The following is a 22,224-nucleotide window of genomic DNA, read 5'->3' as shown; positions in this document are numbered from 1 at the left end:
TACGCCTGCAATGCTGACTTTTCGCGCTCTCGGACCGTTCCAGGCCCGTCATGGCGACACGGTGATCGATCTCGGCGGCCAGCGCCAGATGGCGGTGCTGGCCCGGCTCCTGGTGGCCGGTGGCCGTGCCGTCCCCGTGTCCGTACTGATCGACGAGCTCTGGCCGGGCGAGCCGCCCGCCCAGGCCCTGTCGACCATCCAGGGGTACGTGTCGCGGCTGCGGCGTGCCCTGGAGCCCGGCCGGGCGCCGCGGGAGGAGGCGGAGGTGCTGGTCTCCGCCCCGCCCGGGTACGCGCTGCGCGCCTCCTCCGACCAGGTGGACGCCTGGCGCTTCGAGCGCGCGGTCAAGACCGGCGGCGAGCCCGCCATGGTCTGGGAGCGCCTGGACGCCGCGCTCGCGCTCTGGCGCGGCCCTGCCCTGGCCGAGTTCTCCGACCTGTCGTGGGCGGTGACCGAGGCGGGACGGCTGGAGGAGCTGCGCCTGATCGCGGTGGAGCGCCGCGCCGACGCGGGGCTGCTGCTGGGGCACTCCGGCGCGCTGGTCCCCGACCTGGAGGCGCACGCCTCGGCCCACCCGCTGCGGGAGGAGGCCTGGCGGCTGCTCGCGCTGGCCCTGTACCGCAACGGCAGGCAGGGGGACGCGCTGGGCGCGCTGCGGCGGGCCAGGACGCTGCTGCGCGAGGAGCTGGGCCTCGACCTGGGGGCCACCCTGCAGCGCCTGGAGTCGGACATGCTGGCGCAGGCCGTCCACCTCGACCCTCCGCCCGGGACGACCGGCCGCGCCGCGGGCCCGGGAAGCGCGGGCACCGGGAGCGCCGGGAACACCGGGAGCACTGCGGACACCGGAAGCACCGAGAGCACGACAGCGCGGGCGGCGAGGCCCCCGTCGCCCTCCGGGACGTCCCCGGACGCGTCCCCGCGGGAGCCGGTCACGGCCCCGCCGGAGCTGCGCGTCGTGGTCGTCGACGACCAGGCCCTGGTCCGCACCGGCCTGCGCGTGGTGCTGGACAGCGAGCCCGGTTTCCGGATCGTCGGGGAGGCCGAGAACGGCGAGCAGGCGATCGCGGTCGTCCGGGAGACCCGCCCCGACCTGGTGCTGATGGACATCCAGATGCCCAGGCTGGACGGGCTGACCGCCGCGCGGCGGATCCTGGCCGACGAGGCGCCGCCGAAGGTGGTCATGATGACCACCTTCGGCACGGACGACAACCTCTACGCGGCGCTGCGCGCGGGGGTGAGCGGATTCGTGCTCAAGACCTCGGCTCCCGAGCAGCTCATCACCGCGATGCGGGCCGCGCAGGCCGGGGACGCGCTGATCGACCCCGCCGTGACCACCCGCCTGATCGCGGCCTTCGCCGGACGCACCGACCCGTCCGCGCCGCCCGGCCTGGCCGGTCTGGGCGACACCGAGCTGGACCTGCTGAAGCTGGTGGCCCGCGGGCTGACCAACCGGCAGATCGCGGTGACGCTGGCGGTGCCCGAGGTGACGGTCTCGGCGGCGGTGGTCAAGCTCCTGGACCACCTGGGCCTGTTCGACCGGGCCCAGCTCGTCGTCACCGCCTACGAGTCCGGGCTGGTCAACCCGGGTGACGTGGTCAGATAGCGATGAACACGCGGATCCACGGGCGCGGCCGCCTGCTCGCCGGCGTCGGCGGCGTGCCCAGGAGGGCGGTCGGCGACGTCGTCGTGGCCGGGCCGTACCCGGCCGGGTCCGCCGTGCCGCTCTCGCGCGGGCTGTTCGGCTCGCGGCTGCGGATCGCGGTGTTCGCGATGGCCGCGCTGTCGGTGGCGTTCTCGGTGACCTCGCTCGTGCTGTACGCGTCCCTGCCGCCCCTGTGGCAGCCGGAGGTGCCCATCCGGGCCGACCTGGCCGCGGGGCTGACGTTCCCGGTGGTGGGCGCCTTCCTGCTGGCGCACCGGTCGCGCCCGGCCACGGCCTGGCTGATGTGCGTGGGCGGGCTGATGTGCTCGGTCACGGTGATCTGCGAGTCGGCGATGTTCACCGTCGCGGCCGCGGGCCACATGGACGTCGCCGGTTACCTGCGCTGGGGGACGAGCGTCGGGAAGGCCGTCGGCGGGGTCACGCTGGGGGTCCTGCTCCCGCTCTACTCCCCCGACGGCCGGCTGCCCTCGCCGCGCTGGCGGCCGATGGTGGTGGCCGCGGTGACGCTGGCGGTGGCCGACGTCGTGGCCAACGTCGTCCGCACCGCACCCGACCCGGCGACCTACCCCTGGCCGCGGGTCGTCCCGAACGTGCTCGCCCTGGACGCGCTGGCCCCCTACGACGCGACGATACGCCGGACCACCGGCACGCTGACCATCGTCTTCGTGGTCCTGGCCCTGGTACCCCTGCTGATGCGGTTCCGGCGGGCCGACCCGACGCTGCGCCGCCAGATCGCCTGGCCGCTGCTCGCGTTCGCCGTCTACATCGTCTTCCTGGTCGGCGGGGCGGACTGGTGGCTGGCCACCGCGATCTGGACCGGCCTGATCCCGGTCGCCATCGCCTTCTCCGTGCTCAAGTACCGGCTGTACGGGATCGACACCGTGGTCAGCCGCGCCTTCGTGGCGGCCGGGCTGATCGCCGTGATCAGCGTCATCTACGCGGCCGGCACGATCGCGGGGCTGGCGCTGTCGGGCTACGACCGGGCCGGTGGCCTGGTCGCGGCCCTGTTCGCCGGGGTGATCTTCCATCCGCTCCGGCACCGGCTGCGGCGCCTGATCGACCGGCTCATGTACGGCACGCACGGCGACCCCCGGGCGCTCGCCGCGCGGCTGGCCAGGGAGGTCCGCGACAGCGAGCCCGCCAACGCCCTCGCCTCCGTCGCCTCGGTGGTCAAGGACGGGCTGAGCGTCACCGGCGTCGTCGTCGAGGTCTACGAGCCCGGCGCCCGGAAGGTACAGATCGGCCTGCTGGGGCCCGCGCCGCGCCGGGTGCCGCTGATCTGGCACGGCGAGCCGGTGGGGCGGCTGCTGCTGGGGGCGCCGGGGCCGCGCAGGTTCGCCGCCGCGTACAACGGGCGCCTGGTGGCGGCGGCCACCCCGTACGTCGCCGACGTGGTGCACGCCGTGCGGATGACCGCCGACCTGCAGCGCTCCCGCGAGCGCATCCTCACCGCCCGCGAGGAGGAACGCCGCAGGCTGCGCAGGGACCTGCACGACGGGCTCGGCCACGCGCTGACCGACATGGCGATGTCGATCAACATGGCCAGGATCAGCCTGCGGACCGCCCCGGCCTCGGCCGACCGGCTCCTGCTGGAGCTGCGCGGCGGCATGGACGCCGTCAGCCAGGAGATCAGGGACCTGGTGTACGGCCTGCGCCCGCCCACCCTGGACGAGCTGGGCCTGGCCGGGGCGGTGCGGGCCCTGGCGCAGGAGGGGGGCCCGCGGATCACCGTGGAGGCCGAGGGCGACCTGTCGGACCTGCCGGCCGCGGCCGAGGTGGCCGCCTACCGCATCGCGCAGGAGGCGCTCACCAACGTCCGCAAGCACGCCGGGGCCGGCCACGCGGTCGTCTCCCTGCGGCGCGCGGAGTCGCTGACGGTACGCGTCCGGGACGACGGGGCGGGCCTGCCCGCGGGGCCGCGTTCGGGGATCGGGCTGCTGTCCATGCGCGAGCGCGCCGCCGAGCTCGGCGGGACCTGCGTGATCGAGGCCGCCCCCGGCGGCGGCACGGTGGTCGAGGCCGTCCTGCCCCTGTCGGCCGTACCGGCCGTGACCGCCTGACCTCGCGGTCACGGGCCGTCCCTAGGATGGGTGGGTGGCTCAACTCCGCATCGCCCTGGCCCAGACCAATCCCGCCGTCGGTGACCTGGCCGCCAACACGGACCGGCTCGTCGAGTGGACCCGGCGCGCCGCCGACCGCGGCGCCCACCTGGTGGTCTTCCCCGAGATGTTCCTGACCGGCTACCCCGTCGAGGACCTGGTGCTGCGCACCTCGTTCGTGGAGGCGTCCGTCGCCGCGGTCGAGGAGGCGGCGCGACGGCTGCAGGAGGCCGGGCTCGGCGAGATCCCGGTGGTCGCCGGGTACGTCGACCGCGCGCGGCTCGCCCCCCGCGTCGGCCAGCCCAAGGGATCCCCGCTGGACGCCGCCGCGCTGCTGTACCGGGGCCGGGTGGTGACCAGGACGGCCAAGCACCACCTGCCCAACTACGGCGTCTTCGACGAGTACCGCTACTTCGTCCGCGGCGACCGGCTGCCGATCTTCCGGCTGCACGGCGTGGACGTGGCGATCGCGGTCTGCGAGGACCTCTGGCAGGAGGGCGGCCCGGTCGCGGTGGTCGCCAGGGCCGGAGCCGGGCTGCTGGTGGTGCCGAACGCCTCCCCGTACGAGAAGGAGAAGGACGACGTCCGGCTGGCGCTGGTGGCCAGGCGCGCCCGCGAGGCGGGCTGCGCGCTCGCCTACGTCAACCAGGTCGGCGGCCAGGACGAGCTGGTCTTCGACGGCGACTCGCTGGTCGTCTCCGCCTCCGGCGAGCCGATCGCGCGCGCGACGCGTTTCCGCGAGGAGCTGCTGGTGACGGACCTGGAGCTGCCCGAGGGCGAGGGCGAGCCCGGCACGTTCCCGGTGGACGCCGCCGACGGCACCGAGATCACGGTGGAGCGGCTGGAGCTGTCGGGGCGCCCCCTGGAGGCGTACGAGCCGGAGCCGCCCCCGGTCGCCGAGCCGCTCGACGACACCGCCGAGGTCTACTCGGCGCTGGTCCTCGCGGTCCGCGACTACGTCGCCAAGAACGGCTTCCGCTCGGTCATCCTCGGCCTGTCCGGCGGGATCGACTCGGCGCTGACCGCCACGATCGCCTCCGACGCCATCGGGCCCGACCGGGTGCACGCGGTGCTGATGCCCTCGCGCTACTCCTCGGACCACTCGCTGAGCGACGCGCGGGAGCTGGTCGACCGGCAGGGGATCAACGCCCGTACGGTGCCGATCGCCGACATCGTCAGCGGCTTCGAGAAGGAGGTCGAGCTGTCGGGTATCGCCGCGGAGAACCTCCAGGCCCGGGTCCGCGGCATGATCCTGATGGGGCTGTCCAACGAGCACGGCCACCTCGTCCTGACCACCGGCAACAAGAGCGAGCTGGCCACCGGGTACTCCACCCTCTACGGCGACTCCGCGGGCGGCTTCGCGCCCATCAAGGACGTGCTCAAGACCCTCGTGTGGGACCTGTCGCGCTGGCGCAACGCCCAGGCGGGCCGCTCCGGCGAGCTCCTGCACGGGTTCGCGGTGCCGCCGATCCCGGAGAACTCGATCGAGAAGGAGCCCAGCGCGGAGCTGCGGCCCGACCAGCGCGACACCGACTCGCTGCCCGACTACGCGATCCTGGACCGGCTGCTCGGCGACTACGTCGAGAAGGACATGGGCTCCGCCGAGCTGATCGCGGCCGGGCACGACCCCGCGCTGGTCACCCGGGTCATCCGCCTGGTCGACCTGGCCGAGTACAAGCGCCGGCAGTACCCCCCGGGCCCGAAGATCACCCCCAAGAACTTCGGCCGCGACCGGCGCCTGCCCATCACCAACCGCTGGCGCGAGACCACCCCCTGACACGCGGCCGTCTCCGGGCCGGTACGGTCACCGGCCCACCCGGCCGTGCAGGCGTCCGCCGGGTCCCTTCGTGACGTTCACGACAGGCCCCTTCTCCCCGGACGGAGCCGTCCGGGGAGGTCAGGTGCCGATGCCCGCGAGGAGGTGGTCGACGACGCGTTCGGCCAGGTCCGGTGCGGAGGCGGCCTCGCCCTGGGAGCGGGTGTACCACATGACGGTTCCCACCAGGCTCGACATCGCGAGCGCCACGTCGAGGTCGGGCCGGAGCTCCCCGGTGGCCATGCCGCGCCGCAGCAGCGCGGTGACGACCGCCTTGCGCGGCTCGATGGCCGCCTGGCTGACGCGCTCGACCAGGCGCGGGTGCCGTTCCGCCTCGTTCATCGCGATGCTCATCACGCACCGGCTGCGCGCGTCGTTAGCGTCGCGCTGGAAGACCCGCATGCAGGCGATCAGGTCGTCGCGGACCGAACCCCCCGTGGGGGGCGGGAACGGCGACTTGAGGGTGGCCACCGCGTCGACGAACAGGTCCTCCTTGTTGCACCAGCGACGGTAGATCGTGGTCTTGCCGACCCCCGCCCGGGCCGCGATCGCCTCGATCGACAGCTCGAAGAGGCCCATGCCCTCCCCGATCATGTCAAGGGTGGCGTCGATGATGGCCTTCTCCGCCTTGGCGCTGCGAGGGCGGCCCGCGGAGCGGGCGGTGCCGGCTCCGCCCGCCTGGGTCTCGTCGGTGGTCGTCATCGCGGTCCCTACACTACTGCCGGTTCCTTGTCGTGGTCGATGGTCTGCGGGGCGGGGACCTCGGAGGACCTGCCGGGCAGCCACTTGAGCACCACCAGCGCTCCGGCCAGCGCGATCGCGGCGGAGACCAGGGCGGTGACGTGCATGCCCTCGACGAAGGCGAGCTTCGCCGGTTCGATCAGCGCCGAGCCACGGGCGCCGAGTCCCTGGGCCACGCCGAGCGTGGCGGTCAGCGACTCGCCGGCGACGTGCCTGGCCTGGTCGGGCAGCCCGCTCAGCGCCGGGGCGATCTGGTCGCGGTAGGTGGCCGAGAGCAGCGAGCCGAGCAGCGCCACGCCCAGGGCTCCGGCCACCTGGCGGACGGTGTTGCTCATCGCCGAGCCGACACCGGCCTTCTCCCGGGGGAGCGCCTCCATGATCGTGGTGGTCGCCGGGGGCATGATGTTGGCCATCGCCGCGCCCTGGACGAAGAACACGGCCACCAGTGCGACGATCGGGGTGTTCTGGTCCATCAGCGCGTAGGAGGCCAGCGCGCCGGCCACGACGACCATGCTGACGGTGGCGGTCAGCCTGCTGCCGAAGCGCCTGGCCATCTGCTGGCTGAGCGGGGAGAAGATCAGCTGTGCGACGGCGAAGGGCATCATCAGGGCGCCCGCCTGGAGCGCGCTGAAGCCCAGCACGATCTGCAGGTAGAAGACCAGGAAGAACATCGCGCCCATCATCGCGAAGAACACGATGCCGATCATGCCGACCGCGGTGGCGAAGCGGGGGTCGCGGAAGTAGCGGACGTCGAAGGCCGGGTGGTCGATGCGGCGCTCGTACCAGACGAAGGCGGCCAGCACGGCGACGCCCAGGAGGGTCGGGACCAGCACCTCGGCGCTGGCGATCGTGGCCAGCTCCCCGCCCCGGATGATGCCGTAGGTGACGGCGACCAGGCCGATGATCGACAGGATCACCCCGACCGGGTCGAGCTTCGAGGGCCTGGGGTCACGCGACTCGGGCACCACCAGGCCGATGAGCACCATGCTGACCGCGACGATCGGCAGGTTGACCAGGAAGACCGAGCCCCACCAGAAGTGCTCGATGAGCAGGCCGCCGGTGATCGGCCCGATCGCCACGGCCAGGCCCACTCCCCCGGCCCAGACGCCGATCGCCTTGCCGCGTTCCTGCGGGGGGAAGACGTTGGAGATGATGGCCAGCGTGGCCGGCATGATGGCGGCGCCGCCGATGCCCATGAACGCGCGGGCGACGATCAGCTGCATGGGGTCCTGGGCGTACGCGCTGGCCAGTGACGCCAGGCCGAAGAGCACCATGCCGATCAGGAGCATGCGCTTGCGCCCGGTCCGGTCGCCGATCACCCCGAAGGTGAACAGCAGGCCGGCGAAGACGAGCGTGTAGGAGTTGATCGCCCATTCCAGCTGGCTCTGGGTGGCGCCCAGGCCCTCCACGGGGTCGGCGATCGTCTTGAGAGCCACGTTGAGGATGGTGTTGTCGAGCACGACGGCCAGGAGGCTGAAGACCATCACCCCGAGGATCTGCCACCGTCTGGGATGACCGAGCTTGTGTTCCACTGTTGCCCCGTTTTTCGATACGCTTAAGTTTCGAAACGAAACCGTATCGCTCATCCTTTCGATACGCAACCGTACCGTTTCAATATTGTCCGACGGGACGTCACGGAGCGGCACCGGCGGACGAGGCGGGGGCGGGACGACGCGTGCCGGGCGGACGCCGGCGGACACCGGCGGACACGCGGGTCAGGCCGAGGTCGACACCGACCGCTCCGGCGTGGCCGCGACGGTGGCGCGCCGCCAGAACGGCAGGGCGACGAGCACCATGATCACGCTCACCAGCCCTGCGGCGGCGAAGGCCCATCCCGGGCCGGGACCGTCGATGATCGCGCCCGCGACGGGTGAGGCGCAGCCCACGCCGACGAGCAGGGCCGTGCCGTGCAGGCCCATCGCCTCGCCCCGTGCCCCGGCCGGGACCCAGCGGCTCACCGTCTCGATCGTGGAGGACAGCGCCGGGGCGCACAGCACACCGGCGGGCAGCAGGGCCAGGAGCAGCCAGTGCCAGTTCCCGCCGACCAGGCCGACCGGGATGGTGAGCACCCCCATGGCGCCGATCAGGATCAGGGGTGACAGCCCGCGGGGCAGCATGCCGTACACGAAGCCGCCCGCCAGCGAGTAGGCACACCACACGGTGATCGCCAGACCGATCCACGCGGTGTCGCCGCCCCGCTGCATCGTCGCCACCAGCGAGAGCTCGGTGGCGGTCAGCACGAACGTCGCCGCCATGACCGTGCCGAACAGCCCGAGCAGTGCCGGGGTGAGCCACTGGCGCCGGGGGACGCGGCCGGCGGGCTCCCTGAGCTCCTCGGCCGAGCGGACGGGCGGGTTCAGCACCAGCAGCGTCGTTCCCGAGACGGCCAGGCCGGCTCCGACGACGGCCATGGTGGGGACGCTGCCCAGCAGGCTGACCCCCGCGATGGCCAGGGCCGGGCCCGCCATGTAGGAGAGCTCCACGAGCATGGAGTCGAGGGAGAACCCCATCCTGCGCTGCTCGACCGGGACCAGCGCGGTCAGGCACTGCCTGATCACGCTGAACACGGGGAGGGTGAGCAGGCCCGCCGGGACCGAGGCGGCCAGCAGCAGCGGGAACGGCATCAGCCAGGCGGTGGACCAGAAGACGACCTGGGCGAGGGTGGTCACCGCCAGCACCGGGCGCAGGCCGTGGCTGTCGACGAACTTCCCGGCCAGCGGCGAGCCGACGGCCATCCCCACCGTGCTGGCCGCGGTCACCAGACCGGCCTGGACGTAGTTCAGGCCGAGCCCGCTGGGGTCGACGACGTGCATGGTCAGCGTGATGGAGACCGCGGTCGTGGGGATCCGGGCGAGCATGCCCACCAGCAGCAACGATCGCACGCCCGGCAGTGCCAGCAGGCGGCGGTAAGGTTCGACGGCCATGATGATTACTTACCTCCCCGGGCATTGTGCCGTACGGCCCCGGTGTCCCCGCCACCGGATAACCCCCTGAGCCCGTCCCCGGCGATCTCCGCCCGCGCGGGAATCCCCAGCGTGGAGGCCCTCCGCCCGGCCCGCGGACCGGGCTCGGATTACCTGGCGGATCGGGTCTGTTGAACCTGCCGGGCGCGTGCAATCATCGAACCGTCCGGGGACGCCACTGGGGCGCCTCGAGACTTCACTGGAGGTCCCACATGTCCTCTTCCGTCACCAGCCGGCCGACCTCTCTCTACGGCGGCCAGGCTGGACGCAGGGTCACCGTACGCGACATCGCCGCCGCCAAGGAGCGCGGCGAGCGCTGGCCGATGGTCACCGCGTACGACGCGATGACCGCCAGGATCTTCGACGAGGCCGGCATCCCCGTGCTGCTCGTCGGCGACTCGGCCGCCATGGTCGTGTACGGGTACGACTCGACGCTCCCCGTGTCGGTGGACGATCTCATGCCGCTGACGGCGGCCGTGGTCCGCGGTTCCTCGCGCGCGCTGGTCGTGGCCGACCTGCCGTTCGGCTCCTACCAGGCCTCCCCCCAGCAGGCCCTGGAGACGGCCACCCGGTTCATGAAGGAGGCCGGGGCGCACGCGGTCAAGCTGGAGGGCGGACGCCGGGTGCTCCCCCAGGTCGAGACGCTGGTCTCGGCGGGCATCCCGGTGATGGCCCACCTCGGCCTGACCCCCCAGTCGGTCAACGCGCTCGGCGGCTACCGGGTGCAGGGCCGCGGCCAGTCCGGGGACGAGCTGATGGCCGACGCCAAGGACCTGGAGTACGCCGGGGCGTTCTCGGTGGTGCTGGAGTGCGTCCCCGCGGATCTGGCCGAGCGGGTCACCTCCTCCCTGTCGATCCCGACGATCGGCATCGGCGCCGGTCCCGGCACGGACGCGCAGGTGCTCGTCTGGCAGGACCTGATGGGCCTGACCGCCACCCCGGCGAAGTTCGTCAAGAAGTACTCCGACCTCGCCGGGGAGATGAACAGGGCGGTGCGCGCCTTCGCCGACGAGGTGACGGCCGGCGCCTTCCCCGCCGCCGAGCACAGCTACCGCTGACGCCCCGGCCGCTCCCCGGCCCCCGCGAAAGCCGTAGAAGCCGTAGAAGCCGTGAAAGCCGCCGCGGGGACGCGGGGACGCTGCGGAGACGCGGCGAGCCGTCCGGCCGCCCTCAGACGAGGGTGGCCGGGTCGGTGTTGGCGCCGCACACCACGACGGCCACCCGCTCCCCGGGCGCCGGGCGGTAGGCGCCGGACAGCAGTGCCGCGTAGGCCGTGGCCCCGGCGTGCTCGACGGCGAGCCGGTGGTCGCGCCACATCTCCCGTCGCGCCTCGACGATGGCCTCGTCACCGACCAGGAGGCTCTCCACCCCGGCCGCGGCGGTGATCTCGTAGGTGAGCGCGCCCGTCCTGCTCGCACCCAGCGCGTCGGAGCCGACCCCCGAGACCCCGACGGGTACGGGCCCGCCCGCCTCCAGGGCCCGGTGCAGGGTGGGGATGAGCTCGGGCTCGACCGCGACCACCCGGGCCCGGCCGGCGAGGACCACGGTGATCCCCGCGACGAGCCCGCCGCCGCCGACCGCGACCAGGACCGTGTCGACCCCTCCGGTCTGCTCCAGCAGCTCCAGGCCGACCGTGCCCTGTCCCGCGATCACCTCGGGCTGGTCGTAGGCGTGCACGTCCAGGGCGCCGGTCTCGGCCGCGCGCTTGACCGACGCCTCGTACGCCTCCGCGTAGACCGCGCCGACCTGCGTCACCTCGGCGCCCAGCGCGCGCAGCCCGGCCACCTTCACCGGGCTGGACACCGTCGGGACGAAGATCTCCGCCCGGACGCCGAGGCTCCGGGCCACGTACGCCACGGCCAGGCCGTGGTTGCCGCCGCTCGCCGCGATCAGGCCCGCCTCCGGGAGCCTCCCCGCCGACAGCGCCCTGTTGAAGCCTCCCCGGGCCTTGAACGACCCCGAGTGCTGGAGCGCCTCCAGCTTCATGAACAACCCCGGCGACACCTCGATCACCGGTGTGCGGCGGACGTGCCCGGCGATGCGCCCGGCCGCCCGTTCCACGTCCCCGATCGACACGCTCACGCGCGCTCCCATTCCCGTTCCCGGCGAACGACTCCGGAGGTTCCCGGCGAACGACTCCGAAGGGCCGCCGGGTGATCGGCGGCCTCCGTGCCGCAGTCTAGAAGACGCCCCGGCGCCGCAGGCCGGTCAGGAGAGCGCCTGCTCGATGTCGGCCCAGAGGTCCTCGATGTGCTCGATGCCCACGGCCACCCGTACGGTGCCCTCGCCGATCCCGTGCCGGGCCAGCTCCTCGGCGGTCAGGGTGCGGTGGGAGGTGGTCGCGGGGTGCAGGACGAGCGTCTCGACGCCGCCCAGGGACGGGGCCAGCAGGGCCAGCCGCACCGAGCTCATGAACCGCTCCCCGGCCTCGCGCCCGCCGACCAGGTCGAAGGAGAAGACCCCTCCGAAGTCGGGCAGGAGCTTGGCCGCCAGCTCGTACGAGCGGTGCGAGGGCAGACCCGGCCAGTACACGGCCGAGACGGCGGGGTGGTCGTTCAGGCGGGTGGCCAGCTCGCGGGTGTTGAAGCAGTGGCGCTCCATCCGCAGCGACAGCGTCTGCATGCCGCGCAGGGTGAGCCAGGCGGCGAACGGGTCCGGGGTGGCGCCCAGCTTGCTCGCGAAGGCCCACACCTTGCGGTACAGCTCGTCGGAGGCGAACACGGCGATCCCGCCGAGCACGTCGGTGTGGCCGCTGAGGTACTTCGTGGTGGAGTGCACCACGATGTCGGCGCCGTGCTCGATCGGCCGGCACAGGATCGGGGAGGCGAAGGTGTTGTCGACCACGGAGATCAGGCCGGCCTCGCGGGCCGCGGCGCACATGCCGGGCAGGTCCGCGACCTGGGTCACCGGGTTGGCGATGGTCTCCAGGTAGACGAGCCTGGTCTCGGGCCGTACGGCCTCGCGCAGCGCCGCCGGGTCGTCCTCGGCGACGTAGCTGACCGTGATCCCGAACCGGCCCACCATGTCGTTGATCATCGCGGCGGTGCCGCCGTAGAGCGGCTTCTGCGCGATCAGGTGGTCGCCGGGTGCCAGCAGCCCGAACAGCACGGCGTTGATGGCGCCCATGCCGGAGCCGGTGGCCACGGCGCCGACGCCGCCCTCCAGGCCGGAGACGGCCTCCTCCAGGGAGCGGACCGTCGGGTTGGACATGCGCCCGTAGACGAACGCCCCGTCCGGACGGCCCATCCCGTCGGCGAAGACGGCCGGGTCGTCGAAGATGAAGCCGGAGGTCTGGTAGAGCGGCACGGTGATGGGACGGCTGCCGTTCAGCGGCGGCTGGGGAAGGTGGACGGTGCGCGTCTCCGGACGGAAATCAGTCATGTCCCAAGGATGTACGCAAAATAGGCCCTGTGTCAGATCCAATCCGGCAAGATTGGTCCATCATGGGAGCCAATAATGACGAACTGATCGCCAGGCTCGGCCGCTGGTCGTCGGGCAGGGGCCCGCTCTACCTGCTGCTCGCGGTGCGGTTGCGTGCCCTCATCGACGACGGGGAGCTGCGCCCGGACACCCTGCTGCCGCCCGACCGGGAGCTCGCGCGGTCGCTGGCGGTCGGGCGGGGCACCGTGGTCGCCGCGTACGACCTGCTCCAGCAGGAGGGCCGGGTGGTCCGGCGCCAGGGCAGCGGCACCCGGGTCTGCGCCGCCCAGCGGCCGCCGTCCGGTCCCGGCGGCACCGCCGGCACGACCGGCACGGCCGACACCACGGCCAACCCGCTGCTGCTGCACCTGCTGGACCCGCCGGAGAACGTGACCCTGCTCAGCTGCGCCGCCCCGGACGCCCCGCCCCCGGTGCTGGTGGAGGCGTACCTGGAGGCGGCGGCCCGGCTGGGCCGGATCCGGCACGACATCGGGTACCACCCGGCCGGGTACCCCGAGCTGCGCGAGCGGATCGCCTCCTACCACCGGGAGCGCGGCGTGCCCACCACGGCCGGGCAGATCATGGTCACCAACGGCGGCCAGCAGGCCCTGACCCTGCTGGCGAACCTGCTGCTGTCACCGGGCGACACCGTGCTGACCGAGGCCCCGACCTACCCCGGCGCGCTGGAGTCCTTCCGGGAGGCCGCCGCCCTGTTCCGCACGGCCGCCGACGCCGAGGCGTTCGGCGCCGCGCTGGCGGACCGCCCCGCCCTGGGGTACCTCGTCCCGACCTGTCACAACCCGACCGGCGCGATCATGCCCCCGCTGGTCCGGCGCCGCCTGGCCGCCCTGGCGGCCGAGCACGACGTGCCGCTCGTCGAGGACGAGGTCCCGGCCGAGCTCTGCTTCTCCGGCGAGACCCCGCCTCCGCTGGCGTCCTACGGGGACGGGCGGCGGATCATCACGGTCGGCTCGCTCAGCAAGCTCGTCTGGGGCGGGCTGCGGATCGGCTGGATCCGCGCGGCGGCGCCGGTGATCTCCCGGCTGGTGCGGCTGCGCGCCGTCCACGACCTGGGCGGCGAGATCCTCGGCCAGCTCGCGGCGGCGCGGCTGATCTCGCAGATGGACCGGCTCCGCGGCGACCGGATCGGCGTCCTGCGGCGCCGCCACGACCACCTCCTCGGCGAGCTCGCCGCGAAGCTGCCCTCGTGGAGCGCGGAACCCGCCCTGGGCGGGCAGACGATCTGGGTACGGCTCCCCGGCGACGCCGGGGCCTTCGCCCAGGTCGCGCTCCGGCACGGGGTGGCGGTCCCCCAGGGACGCTCGTTCGACCCCTCGGGCGGCCACGGCGATCACCTGCGGCTGCCGTTCCTGTTCGACGAGGAGACGCTCACCGCGTCCGTCACGGCGCTGGCCGCGGCCTGGCGGGACTACGACGGCACCCGCCGTCCCGGCACCCTGCAGGCCCTCGTCGTCTGAGCGTCCACTCCCCCGCCGGCAGCCGTCCAGGAGCCCCGGCCGGGGACCCGCAGGCCGCCGAGCCGGTCAGATGTCGGTCAGGCGCAGGCCCGCGTGGGCCTTGTAGCGGCGGTTGATCGAGATCAGGTTGGCGGTCAGCGCCTCGACCTGGTGGGCGTTGCGCAGCCGGCCGCCGTACACGCCCCGCACGCCCGGGATGCGGCCCGCCAGCCCGCGCACGATGTCCGTGGCCTCGCGGTCGTCGCCCAGCACGAGCACGTCCAGGTCGATCTCGGCGACCTCGGGGTCCAGCAGCAGGACGGCCGAGACGTGGTGGAAGGCGGCGACGACCCGGCTGTCGGGCAGGACCGCGGCGGCCTGCTGGGCGGCGCTGCCCTCCTCGACCGGCAGCGCGTACGCGCCCTGCTTGTCGAAGCCGAGCGGGTTGACGCAGTCGATGACGATCTTCCCGGCCAGCTCGGCGCGGAGGGACTCCAGCGTGGAGCGGTGCCCGTCCCAGGGGATGGCCACGATCACCACGTCGGCCTCGGCCGCCACGGCCGCGTTCTCGGCGCCGCGTACCGTACCGCCGAGGGCGGCCGCCGCCTCCTGGGCACGCCCGGCGCTGCGCGAGCCGATCAGCACGGTGTGGCCTGCCAGGCCGAACCGCCGGGCCAGGCCCTTGCCCTGGTCCCCGGTGCCGCCCAGGATGCCGATCGAGACGCCGCTCACGTCCGGAACATCGGTCGGATTGTCAGTGCTCACTCGCCGCTCCTCGTCGTCCCCGGTCATCCGGAGCCGGAGCCCGTCGACCATGTGTCCAGTGTCCATCGCCTTTTCCGATCATCTCAGGATCGCGTTCCCCGGGTCACCGCGGGGTCCGTACGGCACCATGGGCACATGGACGCTGGGGCGGTGACACTGCTGCGCGAGATGCTGGCCTCCACCGGCTGGATCGAGCGGACCCGCGAGCTGGGCCTGGCCCTGCGCGCGACGCGTTCCCCGGGGGGGCTGATGGTGGTGGGCACGCCCGCGGAGGAGCCCTGGCACCTGACCGCGCACCTGGGCGACGAGGCCAGGCTCTCCGGGCTGCCGCAGCTGGCCCCGACGCTGGTCCGCTGGGCGCCCGCACCGGACGCGCCGGCCCACCTGCGGGTCGGGCTGGACAGGATCGAGCGGGCGCGAAGGGGCGAGACGCTGTTCGTGGTGGCCGAGGAGGCCGCCCCGGAGACGCTGCTGGAACGGGTGAGCGACGCCCGCAGGACCGGTACGACGATCCTGGCGCTGGACGGCGGCGACGCCGAGCTGGCCGGTCTCGCCCACGACGCGCTGACGATCCCCGAACGGGCGCCGTTCTCCTTCGACGGTGCCCAGCACCTGGTCAGCATGGCCGCGGGGGAGATCGGCCGCCGCCCGGGACTGCGCGACCGGCTGGCCAGGCTGCTGGAGCGGGTCAGCGGCCCGCACCTCACCGACTAGACGGACCCGCTCCGGGCCCACGGGTCCCCGGGACTGCGGGTCCCCGGGTCCGTACCGCACGGGTCACGGCCCCGGCCCCGCTCACCGGCCGGGCGCGGCCGATGCGGTCAGGACGTCCTCCAGCGGGCCCGGAGGCGTTCCGCCAGGCCCTCGGCCGCCTCCCTGAGCGCCGCGATGACCACGGCCTGCACCGGGTCGGGCTCCCCCGAGCGGGTACGGCTGAGGCGGGTGACCGCGTCCAGCTTCCTGGCGCCCACGCCGGTGATGCCGGTGACGACGACCTCGCCGTCGGGGACGTCGAGCAGGGCCAGCGACGGCACGATCGCCACCCCGTGCCCCGCCGCGACCAGGGCGAGCGTGGGCGGGAACTCCTGGATCGTGTGCACCCGGCGCGGGGTGAACCCGTGCAGGGCGGCGAGCCGCTCCAGGGCCTGGCCGCTGGCGTGGTCGAGCGGTCCGGCGACCCAGGGCACCTCCGCCAGGTCCGGCACCTGGCGGGGGACCTCCGCCCAGCCCGGCGGGGCCACGATCCGGTACTCGTCCACGTACAGGGGGTGGGAGACGATGGCCTGCCGCGCCACGACGGCCTCGTCGGCGTCCTGCTCGGTGAGGGCGAGGTCGACCCCGCCGAGGCGGAGCTCGCTCAGCGCGGGCGGCCCGTACAGCTCCCGGATGCGCGGCGTGATCCGGGGGTGGCGTTCGGCCAGATCGGCGAGCGCGGGCACCAGCAGGTGCCGGATGACCGTGGGGAAGGCGGCGATCGCCACCGGCCCGGCCAGCCGCTCGGTGAAGCGGATCAGCTCCCGCCTGGCCTCGTCCAGCTCCTCCTCGACGCGCTCGGCGTATCCGGCCAGCACCCTGCCCGCGGGGGTGAGGGCGACCCGGCGCTGGGACCTGTCGATGAGGGAGAGCCCGACCTCCCGTTCCAGGAGCGCGAGCTGCTGCGAGACCGCCGAGGCCGTCAGGTGGAGCGCCTCGGCCGCGCGCATGACGCCGCCGCGGCGGGCGACCTCGTGGAGCACCCGCAGCCGCCGGGGATCGATTTCCATGTAGCTGAGCTTACGTGGATGGTAAGACAACTTTATTTGACCTTCAGTGACCAGGGCGGAAACCATGGGGGCATGAACCTCTTCCCGTCGGGCGCGTGATCCCGTGCCCCTCCTCATCGACCTGCTCGGCTGGGCCGGCGCCGTCCTGCTGCTGTACGGGTACGCCATGGTCTCAACGTCCAGGATGGCCGGCGACGGCATGCCCTACCAGGTGATCAACCTCACCGGCGCGGTCACCCTGATGATCAACTCGGCCTTCCACGCGGCCTGGCCGTCGGCGGCCCTCAACGTCGTCTGGGGCGTGATCGGTCTCGTCGCGATCGCCAGGATCGCCGGGGCCCGCACCGGGCGCGGGCAGGTGAGCGTCCCGTGACCCGCCAGCTGGTCGAGCTGAGCCACCGCATCACCGAGGGCATGATCACCTACCCCGGTGTCCCCGGCCCGCGCCTGGGCGTGCACCTGAGCCGGGAGGCCTCGCGGGAGGTCTACGCGCCGGGCACGGAGTTCCACATCGGCAGCGTCGAGCTGGTCGCCAACACCGGCACCTACCTCGACACCCCCTACCACCGCTACCCCGAGGGACCCGACCTGTCGGAGGTGCCGCTCCAGGCGCTCGCCGACCTGCCGGGGCTGGTCGTACGGGCCGAGGGGGCGCCCTCGGTGGGCCTCGACCGGTTCGCCGGGCTGGACGTGCGCGGCAGGGCCGTCCTGCTGCACACCGGCTGGGACCGGCACTTCGGCACCGAGGCCTACTTCCGCGGACACCCCTACCTCGAACCGGAGGCGGCCCGCATGCTCGCGGAGCGGGGTCCCGCGCTCGTCGGCATCGACAGCCTCAACATCGACGACACCCCGCCCCGCGGCGAACGCCCCGCGCACACGCTGCTGCTCGCGGCGGGCATCCCCATCGTGGAGCACATGACGGGGCTGGCCGCGCTCCCGGACAGCGGGTTCCGCCTCCACGCCGCGCCACCGATGCTGGCCGGGCTGGGGACCTTCCCGGTGCGCGCGTACGCCGTCGTGGACGACTAGCGGGCGGGCTCAGTCGTCGTCCCCGTCCCACCCCCGGTCGTTCTTCTTCCAGTCCTCGTTCCGCCGGGCCGCGGTCTGCAGCGCGCCGGCCGCGGCCTCGCGGGTCGGGTACGGCCCCATCCGGTCCTTGTTCGGGCACCCCTTGTCCGGTTCGACGGCCTGATGCGTGAGACAGAACCACCATTGATCGCTCATGCCGCAATCCTGCCCAGCCGGAAGCACAACTAGACTGCTGGACCATGACGACACTGCTCCAGCCCGGGCGGATCTCTCCCCTCCGCAAGGTCCCCTCCCACATCCAGCGGCCGGAGTACGTCGGGAAGAAGACCCCGAAGACCGGGGAGCCCGACGTCAAGACCCCCGAGATCATCGAGCGGATGCGGGTCGCGGGCAGGCTGGCCGCCCAGGCCCTGGAGGAGGTCGGCAGGCACGTGGCCCCCGGGGTCACCACCGACGAGCTCGACCGGATCGGCCACGAGTTCCTCTGCGACCACGGCGCCTACCCCAGCACGCTCGGCTACCGGGGCTATCCCAAGTCGCTCTGCACCTCGATCAACGAGGTGATCTGCCACGGCATCCCGGACGACACCGTGCTGCGCGACGGCGACATCGTCAACGTCGACATCACCGCCTTCATCGGCGGCGTGCACGGCGACACCGACGCGACCTTCCTGGTCGGCGACGTCGACGAGGAGTCGCGCCTGCTGGTCGAGCGCACCCGGGAGGCCACCGAGCGGGCGATCAAGGCCATCGCCCCGGGCCGCCGGCTCAACGTGGCCGGCCGGGTGATCGAGGCGTACGCCAAGCGGTTCGGCTACGGCGTGGTCCGCGACTTCACCGGTCACGGCATCGGCACCACGTTCCACTCGGGCCTGATCGTGCCGCACTACGACGACCCGTCGCTGGCGGTCACCCTGGAGCCGGGGATGACCTTCACCATCGAGCCCATGCTGACGCTCGGCACCATCGACTACGACGTCTGGCCCGACGGCTGGACCGCCGTCACCAAGGACCGCAGGCGGACCGCCCAGTTCGAGCACACCATCCTGGTGACCGAGACCGGCCGCGAGATCCTCACGCTTCCCTGAGCCGCCACCTGTGAACCGGCCGCGGGCCGTCGTCCCCGGCCCGCACCGGCTTCAGCACCAGGCCCTATTCCCGGTCCTGTCTCCGCAGGGGCAGCACCCCGGTGACGGTGGTCCCCTCGCCGGGGCTGCCGTTGACGCCGAGCGAGCCGCCGAGCCTGCGGACGTGGGCGCGCATGGCGACGACGCCCCGGCCCCGGGCCTCGCCGAAGAAGCCGACACCGTCGTCGCTGATCGTCATGCGCAGCCCGCCGCGCCCGTGGGTGACGGCGACGGAGACCGTACGGGCACGGCTGTGCCGCTCGACGTTGGCGAGCGCCTCCTCCAGCACGGCCAGCACGACCTCGGTGAAGGAGGCCGGGACGTCACGGCCGGGCAGCGCCCAGATCTCGACGGCGATCCCGGTGCGCTCGGACCATTCGGTCAGGTATCCCTCAAGGGCCCGGGCCAGACTCCGGCTCCTGTCGTCGCGTACGCGCAGTTCCTCGGACACTGCTCAACCTTCCCATGCACATGGCGATCACCGGCCCCCCGACCGGATGTGACTCGGCGTGGCGCGCGATGACGAAGCGCTGCACCCGCTGCGGTGAGCACGAGCCCCCTGTGGGACACCAGGCTACCGGGAGCGACACCGGGAAGACGGTAAGGGTAGGAGGGCGTAACCGTGGGGCTACCGACCGTTGTCACGCTTGTTGAGTCTGGCCAGGTAGTCGTTGTAGTCGTCGAGCCTGCTGTCCCCGCTGCCACCGGTGCGGGCCGCGGAGGCCTCGGCCCGGCGGTCGGCGTGGCGGGCCCCGCGGTCGTCGGCGCGCCACCACTGGAAGGCCAGCGCGAGCAGCACGATGAGCGTCGGGATCTCCCCGAACCCCCAGGCGATGGCCCCGCCGGCCTGCTGGTCGGCCACGGCGGAGGGCCCCCAGGTCCGGCCGAGCTGGTCGTACCACTCCGCGGCCAGCACGGTGGTCATGCTCATCAGCGCGATGCCGAAGAACGCGTGGAACGGCATGGTCACGAACAGCAGGATGAGCCGGGCCACGTGCGGCAGGCGGTGCGGGGCCGGGTCGATGCCGATGATCACCCAGAAGAACAGCGAGCCGCTGAGCAGGAAGTGCACCGTCATCGCGATGTGGCCGAGGTGCTCCTCCATGGCGGCGGCGAACAGCGGCGTGAAGTACAGCGCGTAGGTGGAGACGATGAAGATCGCCGTGGCGATCGCCGGGTGCGAGATGAACCGGACGAACCTGCTGTGCAGGATCACGGTCAGCCACTCCCTGGGCCCGCGGTCGCCCCGGCGGGCGGCCGGGGAGAGGGCCCGCAGCGCCAGGGTCACGGGCGCGCCGAGCACCAGGAAGATCGGCACCATCATGGAGAGCGTCATGTGCTCGGCCATGTGCGCGCTGAACAGCACCTTGGCGTAGCGGGCGACACCGCTCTGGGTGGCGATCAGCAGGATCAGCACGCCGACGAACCAGGCGGCCGTACGGCCCTTGGGCCAGGAGTCCCCGCGCCGGGCGAGCCGGACGACACCGGCCAGGTAGAGCCCGGCCAGCAGGGCGACGAGCGTGCCGGAGAACAGGTCGAACCACCACAGCGACGCCAGGTTGGCGACGGAGATCTCCGGGGGCATGGTGTAGCCGAGCAGCTCGAAGGCCCTGTCCACGGGCAGGACGGCGGGCGGCGGCGCGGTACGGGACAGCGCGACGGCCAGCCCGACGGCCGCGAACATGACGACGATCTCACCGGTGGCGAACCGGACGAACGTCCCGGACCCGCCACCGGCCAGCAGCGGCAGGGTCCGCTTCCTGTGCCACCAGCCGATGACCCCGAGCAGCGCGAACGCGGCCGTCTTGGCCAGCAGCAGCAGGCCGTACGTGGAGGTGAACAGCTCCGCGGGCGAGGTGAGCCTGGCCATGACGCTGAACAGGCCGGACAGCCCCACCCCGATGAAGCACCACAGCGCCAGGGCCGAGAAGCGGGCGGCGGCGGTCGCCAGGTGCGGCTGCCGGCGCAGCGCGTGCGCGCAGAGCACGCCGAGGCCACCCACCCACAGGGCCAGGACGATCAGGTGCACGGCCACACCGGTGGTGGCCAGGTCGTGGTTGGGCGAGGAGGAGGAGTGGCCGGTCAGCGCGGGCGGGAGCATGGTGACCAGGGCCAGCACCAGCAGGCCGCCGGCCGCGCCCACGGTGATCGCGCCGCGCGCGAAGAGCGCGATGGCGACCGAGAACAGCACCACCAGGGTCAGCGCGATGCCCTGGGAGACCTGACTGGCGAAGCTGGTGAGCTCGTCCCCGGCGAGCACGTCGGTCACGGGCAGCCCGAGCGCCTCCGAGAGGCTGAACACCATGGTGGCCGCGGCGGCACCGGCCCAGACCAGGGCCGTCCAGGAGGCGGCCCTGACGTAGGCGAGGGCGGGCCCGCCCAGCAGGCCCTTGTCGCTGGGGAGCAGGATCGCGGCGGCCAGCAGCGTGCCGACGGTGAGCAGACCGGCCACGTCCATCGCCAGCTTGGCCAGCGGCAGGCCCCAGCGGGTGAGGGCACCCTGGTCGGGCAGTCCGGGGATGATCCTGGGGAACGCCGCCCCCCCGGCGATCATCGCGATCACCAGCGCGACCACGGCGGCGGCGGTACCCGCGAGGACGAGCCGTACGGTCCCACCGTTCCCGGCCGGGGCCGTGTCGTCCGTCTTGGTCGTCTTGGCCGTCTGCGCGGCCCGCGCGGACCCGCTCACGGCCGCTTCTTGCCGCGCATGCTGAAGAACATGCCGATGCCGACGCCGGTCAGGGCACCGACGACGATCCACATCCAGCCCGGCACGCCTCCCGAGGAGCCGGAGTCCTCGGCCGCGGCGGCCGGGGTGGCCGGGACCTCCGACGAGGTGGCCGGGGCACTCTCGGCGGAGGCACTCTCGGGGGCGCTCGCTGTGGCTGAGCCCGGTCCGGCGCCCGCGGGCGACGACTCCGACGCCTCCGGCGCCTGGGACGGCGAGGACGCCCGGCCGACGAGGGTGAAGGGGATCTCCCCCTCGATCGGGTGGCCGTCGGAGGAGACGACACGGTAGGCGATCACGTACCGGCCGGGAGGAAGGCCGGTCCTGACCTTCTGGGTCACCACGGCGCCGTCCACGGACGGCTTGCCGTCCTGGTGGGACGCGTCCCCGGAGCGGACGACGACGTTCGGGAAGCGCACCGAGGCGCTGAAGGTCAGCTTCACCTCCTCCAGGCGCTCGACCTTCGCGTCCTTGGCCGGGCTGCTGCTCTTGAGCCGGTCGTGTGCGAGGGCGGGCGTGGCGAAGGCCGTGCCGAGAACGAGGACGGCGAGGAGCGCGAGGGCGGCCGCGACAGGGGAAGTCTTCATGACACCCCCAGGCTACCGACGCGGCACCGCGGTCTCGACTCCCCTACCCGATCCACGGCTGCG

20 protein-coding genes are annotated in these 22,224 nt (G+C 73.2%); 9 read left to right on the top strand and 11 right to left on the bottom strand.

Features of this window, described 5'->3' with window-relative positions:
• Positions 1-10 precede the first annotated feature (10 nt).
• Genes ABD832_RS00220 through ABD832_RS00210 form a run of 3 tightly spaced genes read left to right on the top strand, consistent with a single transcriptional unit; the run spans position 11 to position 5,539 of the window.
• The gene (locus ABD832_RS00220) at positions 11-1,603 is read left to right on the top strand and encodes a BTAD domain-containing putative transcriptional regulator (protein ID WP_344886659.1); all 1,593 of its coding nucleotides are present in this window, start codon (positions 11-13) and stop codon (positions 1,601-1,603) included.
• 2 nt (positions 1,604-1,605) lie between these two features.
• The gene (locus ABD832_RS00215; RefSeq protein ID WP_344886658.1) at positions 1,606-3,723 is read left to right on the top strand and encodes a sensor histidine kinase; all 2,118 of its coding nucleotides are present in this window, start codon (positions 1,606-1,608) and stop codon (positions 3,721-3,723) included.
• 34 nt (positions 3,724-3,757) lie between these two features.
• Positions 3,758-5,539 (top strand): NAD+ synthase, encoded by a 1,782-nt coding sequence (locus tag ABD832_RS00210; RefSeq protein ID WP_344886656.1) that lies wholly within the window; start codon positions 3,758-3,760, stop codon positions 5,537-5,539.
• A gap of 120 nt (positions 5,540-5,659) precedes the next feature.
• Here the strand turns inward: ABD832_RS00210 and ABD832_RS00205 are convergent, their stop codons facing one another.
• From ABD832_RS00205 to ABD832_RS00195, 3 genes are all read right to left on the bottom strand, one after another.
• Positions 5,660-6,280, bottom strand: coding sequence for a TetR/AcrR family transcriptional regulator (locus tag ABD832_RS00205; protein WP_344886654.1), 621 nt, complete (start codon positions 6,278-6,280; stop codon positions 5,660-5,662).
• A gap of 8 nt (positions 6,281-6,288) precedes the next feature.
• Entirely contained in the window at positions 6,289-7,803 is a 1,515-nt protein-coding gene (locus ABD832_RS00200; RefSeq protein ID WP_344886652.1) for an MFS transporter, read from the bottom strand.
• Between the two features lie 231 nt (positions 7,804-8,034).
• Positions 8,035-9,243 carry an MFS transporter gene (locus tag ABD832_RS00195; protein WP_344886650.1) on the bottom strand — a complete coding sequence of 403 codons (1,209 nt, stop codon included), beginning with the start codon at positions 9,241-9,243 and terminating at the stop codon, positions 8,035-8,037.
• A gap of 251 nt (positions 9,244-9,494) precedes the next feature.
• Between ABD832_RS00195 and panB the strand changes: the two genes are divergently transcribed.
• Complete coding sequence (gene panB / locus ABD832_RS00190) at positions 9,495-10,340, top strand: 3-methyl-2-oxobutanoate hydroxymethyltransferase (protein WP_344886648.1); 846 nt, start codon at positions 9,495-9,497, stop codon at positions 10,338-10,340.
• A 112-nt stretch (positions 10,341-10,452) separates the two neighbouring features.
• On the opposite strand, the gene ABD832_RS00185 is transcribed toward panB, so the two are convergent.
• Both ABD832_RS00185 and ABD832_RS00180 read right to left on the bottom strand, forming a co-directional pair.
• Entirely contained in the window at positions 10,453-11,364 is a 912-nt protein-coding gene (locus ABD832_RS00185; protein ID WP_344886646.1) for a threonine/serine dehydratase, read from the bottom strand.
• Between the two features lie 126 nt (positions 11,365-11,490).
• Complete coding sequence (locus ABD832_RS00180; RefSeq protein WP_344886644.1) at positions 11,491-12,663, bottom strand: trans-sulfuration enzyme family protein; 1,173 nt, start codon at positions 12,661-12,663, stop codon at positions 11,491-11,493.
• A gap of 62 nt (positions 12,664-12,725) precedes the next feature.
• On the opposite strand from ABD832_RS00180, the gene ABD832_RS00175 reads away from it, so the two are divergent.
• Complete coding sequence (locus ABD832_RS00175; protein WP_344886642.1) at positions 12,726-14,180, top strand: aminotransferase-like domain-containing protein; 1,455 nt, start codon at positions 12,726-12,728, stop codon at positions 14,178-14,180.
• A gap of 66 nt (positions 14,181-14,246) precedes the next feature.
• On the opposite strand, the gene npdG is transcribed toward ABD832_RS00175, so the two are convergent.
• Positions 14,247-14,924: an NADPH-dependent F420 reductase gene (gene npdG / locus ABD832_RS00170; RefSeq protein ID WP_413224535.1), complete on the bottom strand. Its 678-nt coding sequence runs from the start codon at positions 14,922-14,924 to the stop codon at positions 14,247-14,249.
• A gap of 135 nt (positions 14,925-15,059) precedes the next feature.
• Here npdG and ABD832_RS00165 point away from each other — a divergent pair, with 135 nt between their 5' ends.
• Positions 15,060-15,638 carry a hypothetical protein gene (locus tag ABD832_RS00165; RefSeq protein WP_344886640.1) on the top strand — a complete coding sequence of 193 codons (579 nt, stop codon included), beginning with the start codon at positions 15,060-15,062 and terminating at the stop codon, positions 15,636-15,638.
• A gap of 107 nt (positions 15,639-15,745) precedes the next feature.
• Here ABD832_RS00165 and ABD832_RS00160 read toward each other — a convergent pair whose 3' ends face one another.
• Complete coding sequence (locus tag ABD832_RS00160) at positions 15,746-16,687, bottom strand: LysR family transcriptional regulator (protein WP_344886638.1); 942 nt, start codon at positions 16,685-16,687, stop codon at positions 15,746-15,748.
• Between the two features lie 103 nt (positions 16,688-16,790).
• On the opposite strand from ABD832_RS00160, the gene ABD832_RS00155 reads away from it, so the two are divergent.
• On the top strand, positions 16,791-17,060 hold the full coding sequence (locus ABD832_RS00155; RefSeq protein WP_344886636.1) for a CBU_0592 family membrane protein: 270 nt from the start codon (positions 16,791-16,793) through the stop codon (positions 17,058-17,060).
• A complete protein-coding gene (locus tag ABD832_RS00150; protein WP_344886634.1) occupies positions 17,057-17,719 on the top strand; it encodes a cyclase family protein in 663 nt (220 codons plus the stop codon). Before ABD832_RS00155 ends, ABD832_RS00150 begins: the two co-directional genes overlap by 4 nt.
• A gap of 9 nt (positions 17,720-17,728) precedes the next feature.
• Here the strand turns inward: ABD832_RS00150 and ABD832_RS00145 are convergent, their stop codons facing one another.
• Complete coding sequence (locus tag ABD832_RS00145) at positions 17,729-17,914, bottom strand: hypothetical protein (protein ID WP_344886632.1); 186 nt, start codon at positions 17,912-17,914, stop codon at positions 17,729-17,731.
• A 44-nt stretch (positions 17,915-17,958) separates the two neighbouring features.
• Here ABD832_RS00145 and map point away from each other — a divergent pair, with 44 nt between their 5' ends.
• Entirely contained in the window at positions 17,959-18,807 is an 849-nt protein-coding gene (gene map, locus ABD832_RS00140) for a type I methionyl aminopeptidase (protein ID WP_344886630.1), read from the top strand.
• Positions 18,808-18,871: 64 nt separating this feature from the next.
• On the opposite strand, the gene ABD832_RS00135 is transcribed toward map, so the two are convergent.
• The 3 genes from ABD832_RS00135 to ABD832_RS00125 form a co-directional block, all read right to left on the bottom strand.
• A complete protein-coding gene (locus ABD832_RS00135) occupies positions 18,872-19,297 on the bottom strand; it encodes a sensor histidine kinase (protein ID WP_344886628.1) in 426 nt (141 codons plus the stop codon).
• Positions 19,298-19,474: 177 nt separating this feature from the next.
• Entirely contained in the window at positions 19,475-21,535 is a 2,061-nt protein-coding gene (locus tag ABD832_RS00130; RefSeq protein WP_344886626.1) for a bifunctional copper resistance protein CopD/cytochrome c oxidase assembly protein, read from the bottom strand.
• Entirely contained in the window at positions 21,532-22,161 is a 630-nt protein-coding gene (locus ABD832_RS00125; protein WP_344886624.1) for a copper resistance CopC family protein, read from the bottom strand. Before ABD832_RS00125 ends, ABD832_RS00130 begins: the two co-directional genes overlap by 4 nt.
• Between the last annotated feature and the right edge of the window lie 63 nt (positions 22,162-22,224).

The sequence above is a fragment of the Streptosporangium longisporum genome, assembly GCF_039534895.1.
In the GTDB taxonomy this organism is placed as follows: Bacteria; Actinomycetota; Actinomycetes; order Streptosporangiales; family Streptosporangiaceae; genus Streptosporangium; species Streptosporangium longisporum.
This window is presented reverse-complemented; position numbering and strand designations above follow the sequence as displayed.